Source organism: Yersinia sp. 2466 StPb PI, from assembly GCF_041538325.1.
GTDB classification, from domain to species: Bacteria; Pseudomonadota; Gammaproteobacteria; order Enterobacterales; family Enterobacteriaceae; genus Yersinia; species Yersinia enterocolitica_E.
This window is the reverse complement of record NZ_JAULSL010000001.1, coordinates 83,065-97,945: the sequence shown is the minus strand read 5'-3', so window position 1 is coordinate 97,945 and position 14,881 is coordinate 83,065. Positions and strand designations below refer to the sequence as shown.

Genomic DNA, 14,881 nt, shown 5'->3' with positions numbered 1-14,881 from the left:
GGGGTTCAGAGAGGGTGATCCCGGTAATCGGGACCACCCATAGGTTGATGTAATAACTGGTGACCGTTGTTATTAGTAGATTAATTGTTATTAGTTGATGAACGGTTATTAGTGGACAAATCGTTATTAAAGGCTGGGTAGTAGGTGCGCAGGCATCAGTTCATTCATATGACGCTGCGCAATGAGTTGGCTTGCCGCTTCAATATCGGGGGCAAAGAAACGATCTTTCTCGTAGTAGGCTACATGTTGGCGCAATAGCTGGCGGGCAGGCTCCAATGCATCCGAGGTTTTCAAACCTTTGCGCAAATCCAACCCCTGACATGCCGCTAGCCACTCAACAGCCAGAATGTCGCGCACGTTTTCGGCCATTTCCCACAAGCGTTTACCCGCACGTGGTGCCATAGAGACATGGTCTTCCTGATTGGCAGATGTAGGAATACTGTCAACACTGGAAGGGTATGCCAACCCTTTATTTTCGCTGGTTAATGCAGCAGCAGTCACCTGTGCAATCATAAAACCAGAGTTTACGCCGCCATTTTCCACCAGGAATGGTGGTAACTGCGACATATGTTTATCCATTAATAGTGAAATACGACGCTCGGCTAATGAACCTATTTCAGCCAGTGCCAATGCCAAATTATCCGCTGCCATAGCCACCGGCTCAGCATGGAAATTACCGCCTGACAGCACATCGCCTTGTTCGGCAAACACCAGCGGATTATCTGATACTGCATTCGACTCGATAGCCAGCACCTCTGCTGCCTGACGCATTTGAGTCAGGCAGGCACCCATCACCTGCGGCTGACAACGCAGAGAGTAAGGATCCTGTACTTTGTCACAATTCTTATGAGATTCAGAGACTTCACTGCGATCGCCCAACAGGTGGCGATAAGTATTGGCCGCGTCAATCTGACCACGCTGGCCTCGCACCGCATGAATACGTGCGTCAAACGGGCTACGGGAGCCTAAAGCCGCTTCCACGGTGAGGCTGCCAAAGACAGACGCCGCAGCATAGAGATCTTCGGCTTCAAACAAACCACGTAGTGCATAAGCTGTTGAAACCTGAGTGCCATTAAGTAATGCTAGCCCTTCTTTGGCCGCTAAGGTGAGCGGTTCCAGGCCCGCTTTCGTCAGAGCCGTGCGAGCATCAAGCCATTCGCCCTGATAACGCGCTTTACCTTCTCCCAACAGCAGCAAGCTCATGTGCGCCAAAGGTGCTAAATCACCGGAAGCACCCACGGATCCTTTTAGCGGAATATGCGGATAGACCTCTGCGTTAACTAACGTAATCAACGCATCAATGACTTCCCGACGGATACCTGAAAATCCACGCGCCAGGCTATTGATTTTCAGCACCATAATCAGCCGCACAATGGCGTCGTCATTCGGCTCTCCGACGCCGGCCGCGTGGGAAAGGACTATCGAACGTTGCAGGTTCTCCAGATCTTCGGTAGCGATGCGAGTCGATGCTAACAGGCCAAAACCAGTATTAATGCCATAGGCAGTACGCTTTTCTGCCAATATTGCCTGTACGCACTTCACACTCTGCTGGATAGCCGCATCAGCACTTTCATCCAGCGATATGTTGACTGGATGTTGGTATATATGTCGCAAATCCGCCAACGTCATCAGCCCAGGGTGCAGTACCATTGTTTTATTGACTGTTTTATTGACTGTTTTCATGATTTTTTACCTTGAGTTGCAGCAACCATCGGCAGGTTCAACCCCTGCTCTTGTGCACAATTAATGGCAATGTCATAACCTGCATCTGCATGACGCATAACACCAGTAGCCGGATCGTTATGTAATACCCGGGCGATGCGCTCAGCAGCATCATCAGTGCCATCACAGACCACCACCATGCCAGAGTGCTGGGAGAAGCCCATCCCGACACCACCACCGTGGTGCAGAGAAACCCACGTTGCGCCACTGGCCGTATTGAGCAATGCATTGAGCAGCGGCCAGTCAGATACGGCATCAGAGCCGTCCTGCATCGCTTCGGTTTCTCGGTTAGGACTGGCAACTGAACCGGAGTCCAGATGGTCGCGGCCAATGACAATCGGGGCCGACAGTTCACCACTGCGAACCATCTCGTTAAAAGCCAAACCTAATTTAGCGCGCAGCCCCAAGCCTACCCAGCAAATACGGGCCGGTAGCCCTTGGAAACTGATACGTTCGCGGGCCATATCCAACCAGTGATGCAAGTGCTCATCATCAGGGATAAGTTCCTTAACCTTGGCATCGGTTTTATAAATATCGTCGGCGTTACCAGAGAGCGCAGCCCAGCGGAACGGGCCAATACCGCGACAGAATAGCGGGCGAATATACGCAGGGACAAAACCAGGGAAATCAAAAGCATGAGTGACCCCCATATCTTGTGCCATCTGGCGAATATTATTGCCGTAATCAAAGGTTGGAATACCCATATTGTGGAAGGCCAGCATCGCTTCAACATGTTCCGCCATGGAAGTTTTAGCGGCATTAACCACCAATGCGGGTTCGCTTTGGGCGCGCTGACGATACTCTTCCCAGCTCCAGCCTTTTGGTAGATAACCGTTTAGCGGGTCATGTGCGCTGGTTTGGTCGGTCACCATATCTGGGCGAACCCCACGACGAACCAGCTCAGGTAAAATTTCAGCCGCATTGCCACACAGTGCAATAGAAACAGCTTCACCCGCCGCAGTATATTTTTCGATTCGCGCTAACGCATCATCCAGATCGGTGGCTTGTTCATCGACATAACGGGTTTTAAGACGGAAATCGATGCGGCTCTGCTGGCACTCAATATTCAGAGAACATGCACCCGCCAAGGTTGCCGCCAGTGGCTGTGCCCCGCCCATGCCACCCAGACCTGCCGTTAATACCCAGCGCCCTTTCAGGCTGCCACCAAAGTGCTGTCGACCGGCTTCGACGAAGGTTTCATAGGTACCCTGCACAATGCCTTGGCTACCGATATAAATCCAACTGCCTGCGGTCATCTGGCCGTACATCGCCAACCCCTTGGCATCTAGTTCGTTAAAATGCTCCCAGTTGGCCCAATGAGGCACCAGATTCGAGTTGGCAATCAATACTCTAGGGGCGTTACTGTGGGTTTTGAAGACACCGACGGGCTTACCTGACTGAATCAGTAGCGTCTCGTCGTCATTCAGATGGGTCAGGCTTTCAACAATCTTGTCATAGCATTCCCAATTGCGGGCTGCGCGGCCGATACCGCCGTAAACCACTAATTCTTTTGGATTCTCAGCCACGTCTGGATCAAGATTGTTCATTAGCATACGTAACGGGGCTTCGGTCAGCCAACTTTTGGCCGTAAGTTGCGTACCACGCGGGGCACGAATCTCAGTATCACGGAATCTATTTGGGGCAGTCACGGCAATTTCCTTCAACCAGTTTTTCAGGTATCAACGACATTACTTAGCTTGAGTATTTATTAACATATACTCGTATAGACAAGTACAATCAAGCTCTGGTAAAAAGGCAATATTCTGCCGTACCCAAAAAAAATAATATTATGAATAGTGTTTTAAATTAATTAGTTATAATTAATTTCGTTCTGCGTTAAGGCAGAGTAGAAGGATTTTCAACGTGGTTTTACTGATGAAATCAGCATAAAATTGGTGTGTTTTTGCGCACGAAGTCACATATACGTCACATGGATTTTACATTGTGACACACTAAATCGGCGATATCGTCCCAAATACACTATACGGTTCCGCGGTTGACCATTAGGGGGCTACCAAACACAAAATGTATCCGTCGTTACCTATAACTCATTGTTTATGATGAACCTGACTATCAACAGGCGCTTGCTCTCGCTCAGTTAAGCCGTAGTCCCGTACCACCGCCGCTACCCGCAGGCGATAACCGGCGAACACACTCGCACGCCCCGCGGCTTGTGCGCTACGATGCTGTTCAATATTCCGCCACTGCTTAACGGCCGCCTCATCGCGCCAAAATGATAGCGATAACAACTTCTGCGGATTACTTAAACTCTGAAAACGTTCTACTGAAATAAAACCGTCCATTTGTTCCAATAAAGGTTTCAGTGCCCCGGCATAATCCAGATATGCGTGGTACTCACCCTCTGCCGGTTCAACTTCAAAGATAACTGCGATCATCGGTGACCCCATCGGATAAAATGAAAGAAAACAATATTAAACGAAGCCATCAATGTATTTAAGACATTTACGTCTTTTCTGGGGTTAGTTGGCGATTATATAGGATGTACGTCACTTACTATGCCGGTAGGGGAGCATGTGCTGGCGCGGGTTAAAAGCTTCAGTTATTGATGGGATTGGGGCGCCCTCATGGCGGTTATTTTGTTCTTATCGGGATAACAGCATTGGATCGCCCCGATAAAACGCAGTAATACAAAACCTTATAAAGCCACAATGATAAAAGCCCCGACTACAGTAGTCAGGGCTTTTAAGGTACTACAGATTTAAAATTAAACATTAATCAACTTAATAACGTGACACTTATCTTAGTACTATTTACAAAGATGTACCTATTTCTACAGGAATATTTGGTGCTTACAACTAACTCTATCCTCCAATATATTAACTGAATGATAACATTTCCCGTTTGTTACATTTAGCCATGCTTATGATAACACTGACTAAATTAGTACATCACCCTCGCGATATATACTCTTACTACATGGCTTTACTTTCTTCGCGATATCCTCGACTTCATACTTACGTACACAAATCGCGAACATTACTATTAACAACAAAGCCTTAACTCATCGCGTTTTGGTCCACATATGCGATCGTAAAGATTTATTACGTGGCCTGAAATCATCATCGCACGAGTCCATTATTAAAAACCCATCGCGAATCTCACATAAAAAAATATTTCGTGACCTTTATCGCATTATTTTAAATCAACTACATGGACACCGGCTAAATAAAGAGTTCGTTACTAATTGCACCGGTGTTGAATTCCAATCTACGTGTTCTGTACCAGATGTCAATACTGTTTTTAAGAACATGTTTTTATTATCAGTACTACTGAAAATAACTTGGCATTTTATTGGTTTAGAATCATACAAAATCATCCGTATCGAATCATCATAACTTCAACAAGCTGATTCTACTTATTTTTCATATTTACTTAAAATGGGGATATTTTGTAAGTGCTGAGGAATAGGCAAAAAAAATTTTTGGCAGATCACAGGAATACCTAAAGAATCATTACATACTGATATATAAGTAAAATATTAAAACATAAGTATGATTCTATACACTTTCCTATACACAATAGTTAATGCGGTGATATTTTAAGCAATTATTAGGGTGAAAACTCAGTAGGTATATATTTTCAATATCAGCCAAGAAAAAAAGATTTATAGAAAAACTGTTCACACTGTTCACTTTTGAATTTAATCATTTAAATACAATAGATTAAGTGGTGATGAGTTAGTGACGAGTTTAGCCTAACTAGTCACTTGCTGTGAACAGTCGGCCATTGAATACAAAAACACCGGCCTAGGCCGGTGTGATTATTTTTGAGGTGCCAAGATATGTGGGACAAATTGGGGATAAAAGAAAGGCCTGCAAGCAGGCCCGAGTACACACTGATACATTGCTCCCCGGTGTTGGATGTATGAGGTTTGTACAACGCAACTATAAGTGTCGCAACTGATAGCGTCCAATGGGTTAGGCAGATCAATAACGCCATATTGATCGGTAGAAACGATCGTGATGTTGTTTATTCAATGTGCTTCACATTTAGGCAACCAGTCGGCCTCGCAGTCTTCACTTAATATCAGATTGGTTTGCATCCCCTGATTGGTCTTACGCTTCAACAAGGCTATTTCATATTCACTCAGGGTTTGCGGCACAGCGCGCCCGAATGCGGTCAGGCTCATTGGCCGTTGATGGCCGCGCGCCTCCATAAATGACAGGTAAGCGTGATACAGGTATTTACGCGGGTTAGCCGGGATAATATTGGCATTCCCCATATACAGGCCATTGGGTGTATTAACCGCCAACAGATAGCCACAAAAATCAACCAGCGGGTCAGCACCGCGTTTGATCCCCAGCGCTTCATCCGAGTTCTGCTGCGCTTCGAGTAGCGCGCGGGCATCATTGGGGGCGGTAAAACGCAGCATCAGGTGGCGCACGATCACCGCCAGCTCACCGGTAATTTTCGCCAGTAATAGCGGGTCACGCTCGTTAGCCGGGATGACTTCCGGGAACGGCAGAATAACCCGGCGACGGGATACGCCGCCGCTGCGGTCACTGAACTGCATCGGGTTGTTATTGACGGCCAGAATCACCGCCGGGATATGGGTGGAATAGGCATCACGGTATTTCGGGTCAATGGCAACGGCATCGCCGCCAGTAATGGCTTTAATGCCCGCCCCGTCACCGCTCCAGCGCTCTTGGTCTGGCAGGATAATCAGTGAGAACCCCACCACGGAAGCACGTTCCCGCGACGACTCCAGCGTATCAATGGTAGCCGAGGTAGTATTATCTTTACCGGCCAGCAAGCTGGCGATGGAGGCCATCACGCTTTTACCACTGCCGCCCGGCCCTGTCACCTCAAGGAACAGTTGCCAGTCATAGCGGTTCGCCAACACCATATAAAGCGCCGCGAGAATACGCTCCTGTTTCTCATGCTGTTGCCCGGCGGCCCGCGTTAACCAGCGCCAAAAGTGCGGGGCATGGTCGGACAGATTTTCCCCGGCTTTGGGCTGGGTGTAATCCACACTGTTCACGGTACGCAACCAGTGCGCTTTCTGGTGCGCGCTGAACTGGCCGGTAGTGGTATCAAATACCCCGTTACGAAAACCTATCAAGTGCCGGGCGGGTGTTCCCATTTGTGGCACCATCAGCGTGAGTGTATCAAGTACGCTGTTTATCCCTGATGCTGAGAAAGGGGCGCGGATTTTATGAAATAAAGCGGCAATCTCCCGGCTAAGTACCCGATATGGCAGTACCTGCCATGCCCCTTTTTCATAGCGGCACAGGTCTTCACCCACCTGTGGCACGGCCAATAAGTGCTGATAGTGCTCTGCTAATAGTTCGGCCTTTTCACTGGCGCCCATGGCTTTCAGGTCGGCGTCACTGAGCGTATCAAACGGGCTGGGCTGTTGCGGCTGATTGAATGCTTGTAACTGGGTCAGAGTAGCCAGTTTGCCTTGCTGCTGATAAACGTCGTTCCAGTCACCGACAACCGATGGTAACGCCAGCTTACCGCCGCTCAATTGGGCGGCCTCTGTTGCGCGGCTCTGGCCGGTGCCGTTCTCGTCATTATCGGCGGCCAACAATAGCAATGCATCCGGGTAGTGGGTACGCAACTGTTGCGCCAGTGCGGGCAGATTGTTAGCACTGAGCGCGACACACACCGTTTCCCCGGTTAGATGATGTACCGTTAGCCCGGTAGCATAGCCCTCGGTCAGCCAGATAACGGCGTTATCCTGTCCGGCCAAAAAATGACAGGCTGTTTTCACTTGTCCCCCGGCCAGTGTGCGCTTGTCACCGTCGGTGTTAATCAACTGAACGTTAACCACTTCACCGCTACTGTCAGTCAGGGGAAATAACAGGTCGCCGGACTGATAGGCAATCCCCCCAACACGCAACGGTTTATCGTGTAATGTCAGCGTCTCCAGCTCTGGCCAGCCTTTGGTGGTCAGATAAGCATTCCCGGCCTGTGATTGTGCGACAGCCAGCAACTGTCTGGCCTGTTCTGCGGCCCGCTGCCGTGCTTGCGCTTTCTCCTGCGTTTCCTGTTCGGCATTGTGTGCCGGTAATGGAGGGTTCGATGGTTCCCCTAGCACCTCGGCCACTTTGCAGGCGGCTTCCTTGGTCGTGACCGCCAGCGCCTTTTCAACCAGATTCAGGCCATCGCCGCTGCCGCACTGGTTACAAAACCATGTGCCACGCCCTTGCAGGTTATCAAAGCGGAAACGGTCTTTACCTCCACACATTGGGCAGGGCTGCGCCCGGCCTCCAGCGGTGATATGAATACCAAGAGCAGGGAGCAATACCGGCCACTGGCCGGTGGCTGCACGTGAGGTTTTTGAAACGTTTAATGTTGTCATTCTCTGTTTCTCCTCAGTGCAGGGTGGTTTGACTGGTTGTGGTTATCTGCGCTTGGCAAAGCTCATCCATCATTTTTTGCCCTAATATTGTCAGGCGCGGCGGAGCCAGCAAGATATCCGGTTGCACCATGTCACTGAGCATAGTGCAGGCCATATCCATACCGGCTTCTGGCCCGTGCTGGCGCACATAATAGCCCTCAATATCCATCGCAATGGTCATTTGCAATTCATCCAGCGAGTAACCAAGGCGTACCCCGTGAGACAAACAGACATCAAGATAAGCGTGGGCCAACGCACGACGATAAACAGCGGTGCGGACTTCAACGGGCAGACAGGATTGATTCAGGGTATTCATACGATAGGTGCCTCCATGCGGGATAAGATTTGTGATTCGCAGGTGTTCATTACCTGTCCGAGCTGATCAGTCAGTAACGCCACCATTGAGGCGAACGATTCAGGCGACGGTGGGGTAATACCGTGTAGCAGGCTGCTTTGCGTTTCCAGCATATCGAGGAACGTTACACCGACATTGTGCGCATGCTGGAGGCGTAAGAAATCAGCGTGAGGGATGCTGTACTGCGTATCACGGTCATAACGGGCGGCAAGGGTATTCATGCGACCTCCCCCAGTGGCAGACGGCCAGCAAACGACAGGATGTAGTCACGGGTTAAACGCAGGCGAGCATTTTTCTCACTGCTGGCGATGGTACGCAACATGCAGGGACGCGCCGTTAATTCAGTACGGCGAACAGCAGCAAACAAATAGATAAATTGCGGGTGTAACGGGGTGAGGGATGTAGCCATAGTGGCAGCCTCCATTGAGTCATGGTTATTGCTACCACTTGAGTTCTCACACTTGGGTGGTAGCCCAGACGGGGGTGAGAAACCGGCCTCAATGGATACCGGCCAGCCCGAAGGCTGCCCCGCCTGAGCCACCATTGCTTGATAGCGACAGCGGTGTAGAAACCACTGTGCAAAAAACTGGTAGGCCGAGGCCACGACATAAAAAAACACGCCTGGCGCGTGTTGTGTCGCCATTGAGTTACACGGGTTCTCACGCCCGGCTGCCGATTTTGCGACAGCACGGTGACTATAACGCAAGGCCTGCAAAAAATGCAAGCCAGAGAAAAGCCCTTTTTGCGGGATGAGCGTCATCGGTTTAACAGTCAGTCTGAATATCAGGCTTAGGCTGTGCGGGGGCACGGGCGTAGAAATTAGCCTGTGCTGGCGTACTCGGCGCATTGCCCGACATCACTTGCACCACGCCGTTTAGCTGGCTGCGGTACTTGGGTAAAGCAAGGCCGGGTTGTTGCTGCGCAATCTGGAACGCCTCAGCGATGTACTGCACGTCTCCATCATTCAGAGTGAAGAATTGCTCGCCGATTTTTAGGGTGATCATGCTGATACCCCCTGACGGTTAGCAATACGCTCTGCCATCCAGCCCTCAATCTCAGAAGCCAGCCATGCGACGTTCTTACCGCCGAGGGAAATCTGTGCGGGGAAGTGGTCACGGCTAATCAGTTCATAAATGGTCGAGCGGGATAATGCAGTGGTGTTAATCACTTCCGGCAGACGCATAAAGCGGTCACGCGGGTAGTGTGTTGCCATTGGTGGTGGCGTATTGGATAAAGCCTGTTGTGTCATTGCAAGCATGAAAAGCTACCTTATTGGTTGTCCGGTCATATACCGCCGGGTTTGCTGGGATTCAGTTGGGTAGCCCCCTATTGTGAGAATATTTTTACCTGATGCAACAAGCCGTTGTTGTGTGATTTACCACAACAAACGTGCGTAAAAATGACGGTATTTGACTCTCTGGGTCTATGTGGGTGTATTCGGGTATATGTGTGGAGGGGGTGATTTTTTGAACTGAGTCGTTAAAGCTAAAATGAATTAAAAGACATTGATTGATATTAAAATGCTCTAAAAAGAGTGGTGGTGGTTGAGCACAACAGTGAGGGTTTTGCCTGCTTTTTAAGCTAGCCAGAGAAAAAGCTCTTTTTAACCCAGTGAACAGTAGTGAACACTTGGTGAATAGTTTCAAGTGAACTGTTCACCCTTTTATTTATTGATTATTAATACTTTTTTACTAAAGTGAAGAGTAGTGAACAGTTTTTATAAAACTATTATTTTTATAGCCCTTTTAGTTTGATTTGAGAGTGTGTTGTATGGGAAATGGTACAACGGGCATGGATTGAGACGTTGTGTGAGAGCTTGCAAAATGACTCCACCTTGACTGAGACGGAGTTATAACTAGATGAGCCAAACAACCCCACACCCAATTACACCCGCCCTTGAAAGCTTCAAAGCGGCGAAAGCGCAACACCTAAAGAATGAAGAAACCTATGAAGAAATTATGTCCTCCATTGCCCGCAGTCAGCAAAAGCAGCGCGACGCCGAAACCCAAAGCCAGCAGGCCGACGGCACTTGGCGTAAACTGTTTCGCAGCCTGCGCGGTGAAATGACGGATGAGCTACAAACCGAACATATCCGCCGGATTTCACAGCGGGAGTTGGCACAGGAATTCGGCCATCTGATTGAAGAACTCGAGCTGGATAAAAATAGCACTCTGCTAAAACTGTGCGCGTCAGCAAAACCCTATAAAGATACACATCGCGAAGCCCTAATGGCTTACGCAGACATAGAAATAGCCGCTGCATTGCACACCTTGTCACCAGAACTCATGCGGGCAGTAAAAATTAAAATGGCCGTTAACGATGTCTACGGTAACGAATCACCGGCGCGCGCGCTGAGTATGCTTATTGATGCAGCTATTGTAGCCGCCGCCCTGTATCCCTTAAATATGGCAAAAGAGACCATACTGGCAGAACTGACCTTAGAGCGGCCACAACCGGGTTACGTGGATTCTGATTTGAACAATAGCCCGATAACACGAACACGGCTAGCTGAAGCAATTATGGCAAAAAGGAAAAAACTCAATCCAGCCGGGGAGCAATAATTATGATGCGTTGTCCGGTATGTAAACATGCATCTCATACGCGCTCTAGTCGATATTTATCAGAGCAGACAAAAGAGGCCTATTATCAGTGCCAAAATATAGAATGCTCTTGCACCTTTAAATCAGTTGAGAGTGTTGACAGGATTATTACTCGACCTCCGATTAAAGAGCCTGAAATAATACCAGAGGTTATTCTACCAGAACGAAAAATATTAAATCGCTACGGTTCTAACGCACGAATTCATTAATAACCCCACTCCGCCTGTAACCTCTCAAGGCGGGGACTTTTCTCTGACTCTCACCACTTCGACCTTGCCGTTTAAGGGCTTTTTCTCTGGCTAGCCTGCCAAAATGAGCACTGCATGCATATAGTGCATGATTTTGCATGCAACGCCCCGGCATCAAAACACCTGAAACACCGCACCACAAGGGCTTGTAGGCTCTCTATGTCATGCATGAAAAGTGCATGATAAAGTCAGAGCGCGTAGGCGGGGGACCATTGCGCGCGGCTAGGTTGAAAGCCGAATTAAAAATGTCTCCTTAACGTCACATAACTCGTAGTCCCCTTAAAAATAGTAACCTGTTGAAATTTTTAATTTTATTATTACCTATATTCTCTTTTTATTGATATATGTACTATAAACTTGATTCAAGACTGTATCTTACTAGCAAAAAACTTTATATACAGTGAGTATCGCTACCATCACAGGATTAGTTGTGATTACAGTCAATAAAGTAATTACAATTCTTATTATTTCAAGGCGAGTAATTAGGAGCTGTTATGATTAATGATGTGGATGAAGAGTTTGAACAATTTCAAGAATTACTAAATTGCCCAGAACAGAATTGGCTATTAGGTGCTGGCATTAGCTACAATGCAAAAATACCATTAATGTATCCACTTACGAATAGGGTTGTTGAATTATTAAATGACAGTCCTGACGTATTAAAGTTAGTGAATATTTTAAAGGTACAACTACCTCAAGATGTTCATATAGAACACATACTCAGCCAATTAGGTGACTATTCTGCTATAGCTTCCCGCTCAGTAACAAAAGAAATAAGTATTGGAGATACCATTTTTACTCTTGATCAGATTGAAAGCGCACACAATGAAATATTGAATAATATAGCTGACACCATTAGATATGGATATGTAGAAGGAGAAAAAAGAGAAGTCGGCGACAAGGATAATTTTATAGTAAGAATAGATGATCATTTTAATTTCATAAAAACACTATTCTATAACTTAAGAGCGGGTATAAACGAGCGAAGAAAGCCGGTTAGGCTATTCACAACTAATTATGATACGCTTCTTGAAGATGCATTATCTTTAAATAAAATCCCATACTGGGATGGATTTAGCGGCGGAGCTGTAGCATATAGAACTTATCGATATGGGCAAAGTGAACCCGTTAGTGAAGCAAAAGCATATGTAGTAAAAATGCATGGCTCAATAGATTGGTACCAAAATGATGATGGATATTTATGGCGAGTAAGAGATAGGGATACATACCCCAAAAAAAACCATAGGGTTCTTATCTACCCACAGTCTACAAAATATGTAGCGACTCAGAAAGATCCATTCTCATCTCAATTTGATTTATTTAGAAAAGCTATTTCATCACCATCGTATAATGTACTAATAGTTTGCGGGTATAGTTTTGGTGATGAACACATTAATCAAGAAATATCCTTATCAATGTCAAATCCGGATAGCAAGACAGTTCTCTTAGCATTTTGCCAAGAAATTAATGGCTGTATTCCTGACGTTCTAAATACATGGAGAAAGGAGGTTTGGGGAAAAAGAATTTATATAGCTACTCAGGAAGGTTTGTATGTGTCTGATAAACCAGTACTGAAAAGAAAAGAAAAATATGATGACTGGTGGACATTCTCAGGTATTACTACCGTAATGAAAGAAGGAGTTATTTGATGGAATTTATACCAATTGAAGAACTAAAGATTGGAAAAATAATCGAGGTTTCTGGAACAAAAATAAAAGTTGAACTATCAAATAATGTAGAGGAATTAACGAGGAGTTATGAGGGAAAAGTTTATCCTATAGGTCAACTTGGCAGTATAGTTAAAATTCATTTTGGACGAAATATAATATTTGGATTTGTAACATTATTAAGAATGAGATCTGATGAAATAGTGGGAAACTCCTTACCAATCCCACCAGAAGCAGATCAAAGAATAATGGAGGTAGAACTTTTTTCGCATGGACAATGGTCACAATCAGCGCAAATATTAAGTTTCAGTCGAGGAGTGAAAACATATCCTTTACCCTTGCAAGGTGTGTATTTACTTACTCACACCGAGTCTTCTGGCTTATTTTCAGCCGCAGAGGGGGCAAGAAATGAGGAATTTAACCCATTAGTTCCATTTGCTAGATACTCGAGTGCTACATCAATACCCTGTAGAGCCAATATAGATAAACTATTCGGCTTACATTGTGCAGTTTTAGGATCAACAGGTTCAGGAAAATCAGGTGCTGTAGCAACTTTACTCCATAGTATTTTAGACCATTCATGTATAAAAGATAAAATAATTGCTCCTCGAATTATCATGATAGACCCTCATGATGAATATGGTACTGCATTTCTAGATAGAGGCATAACATATCAAGCGTATAGTGCTTTAGAAAAGAATGAAAATAAAAAAGATATTAAATTACCATATTGGTTAATGTCATCAGATGAATTTAGGACTCTGATTATTGGGAAAACAGAAAAGGAGGCTACTTCTCAGAATAATATAATTTATAAAGCATTGGCACATAGCAGAATGGTTTCTGTTGGTTTAGTCTCATCAGCTCCTAAAAATTATGAGTGGGATGTTCCAAACGATGGCATGTCACCAGATGAACCTCGGCCGAATAATGGTAGAACCATTGAAGAAATAATGTCATTTGATTCAGATAAGCCTATCGCTTTCTCACTTTCTGAGTTTGAAAATCATATAAGATATGTTCAAGCTGCAAGAATAGTAAAAGGCAAAATTGAAAAAGAAACTGATTCTAATTTTTCAGAAAAATTCAAATCAATACTTGATAAGCTATCTGTCTTAAGAAGAGATCCAAGAATTTCATTTTTGATGGAAGAATGGGTTAATAAGGATGATGCAATAACTTTAGAAGTTGTATTAAATCAGCTTGTAGGTGAAATAAAAACTGGTGATTTATATAAGGATATAAGGATAATTGATATATCTGGCTTACCTAATGAGGTTGCTGGCCCACTGACAGCAACTTTATCTCGTCTTTTATTTCAATATAAAGTCCATCAAACTTTAGAAGAAAGAATCTCAGACCCATTCTTACTTGTCTGTGAAGAAGCCCATAGGTATGTTCCTAATCATGGTGAAGCACAATATGCAGCTGCACAATCAGCTATTCGACGAATTGCTAGGGAGGGGCGGAAATATGGACTTGGCCTAATGTTAGTAAGCCAAAGGCCTGCTGATATAGAAAGTACCGTTATCTCACAATGTGGTTCTTGGATTGTATTAAGATTAACAAACTCAACGGATCAACAACACGTAGCTAAGTTCCTACCAGACGGCTTATCAGGCCTTGTAGCTTCTTTACCATCACTTGCTCAACAGGAAGCTATTTTTGTTGGTGAAGCTGCAGCTCTGCCAGCAAAAATTAAGATTAATTATCTTCCAGAAAATAAAAGGCCACGTTCTGATAACGTCAGTTTTGCTAAAGGATGGTCGGAACCTAGATTATCAAATGAGAAATTAAAAATAGTTGCCGATAGAATGGTCGGTCAAGTTTTGATAAAAAATATGCCTATCGCAAATATAGTAGATGATGAGTTACCATTCTGATAATAAAACTATGCCGAGGTTTATTATTAATCCTCGGCA

The 14,881-nt window shown here is 45.8% G+C and carries 13 protein-coding genes; 4 read left to right on the top strand and 9 right to left on the bottom strand.

Features of this window, described 5'->3' with window-relative positions; all coding sequences use genetic code 11:
- Positions 1 to 126: 126 nt before the first annotated feature.
- The 9 genes from hutH to Q2T72_RS00360 form a co-directional block, all read right to left on the bottom strand.
- Positions 127 to 1,650 carry a histidine ammonia-lyase gene (gene hutH / locus Q2T72_RS00400; protein ID WP_372569835.1) on the bottom strand — a complete coding sequence of 508 codons (1,524 nt, stop codon included), beginning with the start codon at positions 1,648 to 1,650 and terminating at the stop codon, positions 127 to 129.
- A gap of 29 nt (positions 1,651 to 1,679) precedes the next feature.
- Positions 1,680 to 3,371, bottom strand: a complete 1,692-nt coding sequence (hutU, locus tag Q2T72_RS00395; RefSeq protein WP_372568455.1) for a urocanate hydratase — start codon at positions 3,369 to 3,371, stop codon at positions 1,680 to 1,682.
- Positions 3,372 to 3,770: 399 nt separating this feature from the next.
- Positions 3,771 to 4,118: an antibiotic biosynthesis monooxygenase gene (locus Q2T72_RS00390; RefSeq protein WP_083161417.1), complete on the bottom strand. Its 348-nt coding sequence runs from the start codon at positions 4,116 to 4,118 to the stop codon at positions 3,771 to 3,773.
- 1,598 nt (positions 4,119 to 5,716) lie between these two features.
- On the bottom strand, positions 5,717 to 8,050 hold the full coding sequence (locus tag Q2T72_RS00385; RefSeq protein WP_372568454.1) for a primase-helicase zinc-binding domain-containing protein: 2,334 nt from the start codon (positions 8,048 to 8,050) through the stop codon (positions 5,717 to 5,719).
- A gap of 13 nt (positions 8,051 to 8,063) precedes the next feature.
- The gene (locus tag Q2T72_RS00380; protein ID WP_372568453.1) at positions 8,064 to 8,405 is read right to left on the bottom strand and encodes a DUF5375 family protein; all 342 of its coding nucleotides are present in this window, start codon (positions 8,403 to 8,405) and stop codon (positions 8,064 to 8,066) included.
- Entirely contained in the window at positions 8,402 to 8,665 is a 264-nt protein-coding gene (locus Q2T72_RS00375; protein WP_032814182.1) for a hypothetical protein, read from the bottom strand. The genes Q2T72_RS00380 and Q2T72_RS00375 overlap by 4 nt, the downstream gene beginning before the upstream one ends.
- On the bottom strand, positions 8,662 to 9,204 hold the full coding sequence (locus Q2T72_RS00370) for a host cell division inhibitor Icd-like protein (RefSeq protein WP_372568452.1): 543 nt from the start codon (positions 9,202 to 9,204) through the stop codon (positions 8,662 to 8,664). The genes Q2T72_RS00375 and Q2T72_RS00370 overlap by 4 nt, the downstream gene beginning before the upstream one ends.
- A gap of 4 nt (positions 9,205 to 9,208) precedes the next feature.
- Positions 9,209 to 9,448: a hypothetical protein gene (locus Q2T72_RS00365; protein WP_372568451.1), complete on the bottom strand. Its 240-nt coding sequence runs from the start codon at positions 9,446 to 9,448 to the stop codon at positions 9,209 to 9,211.
- The gene (locus Q2T72_RS00360) at positions 9,445 to 9,702 is read right to left on the bottom strand and encodes an AlpA family transcriptional regulator (RefSeq protein WP_025381895.1); all 258 of its coding nucleotides are present in this window, start codon (positions 9,700 to 9,702) and stop codon (positions 9,445 to 9,447) included. The genes Q2T72_RS00365 and Q2T72_RS00360 overlap by 4 nt, the downstream gene beginning before the upstream one ends.
- Before the next feature lie 601 nt (positions 9,703 to 10,303).
- On the opposite strand from Q2T72_RS00360, the gene Q2T72_RS00355 reads away from it, so the two are divergent.
- The 4 genes from Q2T72_RS00355 (at position 10,304) to Q2T72_RS00340 (ending at position 14,842) form a co-directional block, all read left to right on the top strand.
- Positions 10,304 to 11,005 (top strand): aldehyde dehydrogenase, encoded by a 702-nt coding sequence (locus Q2T72_RS00355; protein ID WP_246108425.1) that lies wholly within the window; start codon positions 10,304 to 10,306, stop codon positions 11,003 to 11,005.
- Between the two features lie 2 nt (positions 11,006 to 11,007).
- Positions 11,008 to 11,253: an ogr/Delta-like zinc finger family protein gene (locus tag Q2T72_RS00350; protein WP_145512779.1), complete on the top strand. Its 246-nt coding sequence runs from the start codon at positions 11,008 to 11,010 to the stop codon at positions 11,251 to 11,253.
- A gap of 533 nt (positions 11,254 to 11,786) precedes the next feature.
- Entirely contained in the window at positions 11,787 to 12,941 is a 1,155-nt protein-coding gene (locus tag Q2T72_RS00345) for an SIR2 family protein (RefSeq protein ID WP_372568450.1), read from the top strand.
- Positions 12,941 to 14,842, top strand: coding sequence for an ATP-binding protein (locus Q2T72_RS00340; protein WP_372568449.1), 1,902 nt, complete (start codon positions 12,941 to 12,943; stop codon positions 14,840 to 14,842). Before Q2T72_RS00345 ends, Q2T72_RS00340 begins: the two co-directional genes overlap by 1 nt.
- The last annotated feature ends 39 nt before the right edge of the window (positions 14,843 to 14,881 follow it).

Coding starts and splice junctions, on each gene's coding strand:
- Q2T72_RS00360 (WP_025381895.1), bottom strand. CDS start 9,702: ATGCTTGCAATGACACAACAGGCTTTATCCAATACGCCACCACCAATG.
- Q2T72_RS00365 (WP_372568451.1), bottom strand. CDS start 9,448: ATGATCACCCTAAAAATCGGCGAGCAATTCTTCACTCTGAATGATGGA.
- Q2T72_RS00380 (WP_372568453.1), bottom strand. CDS start 8,405: ATGAATACCCTGAATCAATCCTGTCTGCCCGTTGAAGTCCGCACCGCT.
- Q2T72_RS00345 (WP_372568450.1), top strand. CDS start 11,787: ATGATTAATGATGTGGATGAAGAGTTTGAACAATTTCAAGAATTACTA.
- Q2T72_RS00355 (WP_246108425.1), top strand. CDS start 10,304: ATGAGCCAAACAACCCCACACCCAATTACACCCGCCCTTGAAAGCTTC.
- Q2T72_RS00390 (WP_083161417.1), bottom strand. CDS start 4,118: ATGATCGCAGTTATCTTTGAAGTTGAACCGGCAGAGGGTGAGTACCAC.
- hutH (WP_372569835.1), bottom strand. CDS start 1,650: ATGGTACTGCACCCTGGGCTGATGACGTTGGCGGATTTGCGACATATA.
- Q2T72_RS00375 (WP_032814182.1), bottom strand. CDS start 8,665: ATGAATACCCTTGCCGCCCGTTATGACCGTGATACGCAGTACAGCATC.
- Q2T72_RS00370 (WP_372568452.1), bottom strand. CDS start 9,204: ATGACGCTCATCCCGCAAAAAGGGCTTTTCTCTGGCTTGCATTTTTTG.
- Q2T72_RS00350 (WP_145512779.1), top strand. CDS start 11,008: ATGATGCGTTGTCCGGTATGTAAACATGCATCTCATACGCGCTCTAGT.
- Q2T72_RS00385 (WP_372568454.1), bottom strand. CDS start 8,050: ATGACAACATTAAACGTTTCAAAAACCTCACGTGCAGCCACCGGCCAG.
- Q2T72_RS00340 (WP_372568449.1), top strand. CDS start 12,941: ATGGAATTTATACCAATTGAAGAACTAAAGATTGGAAAAATAATCGAG.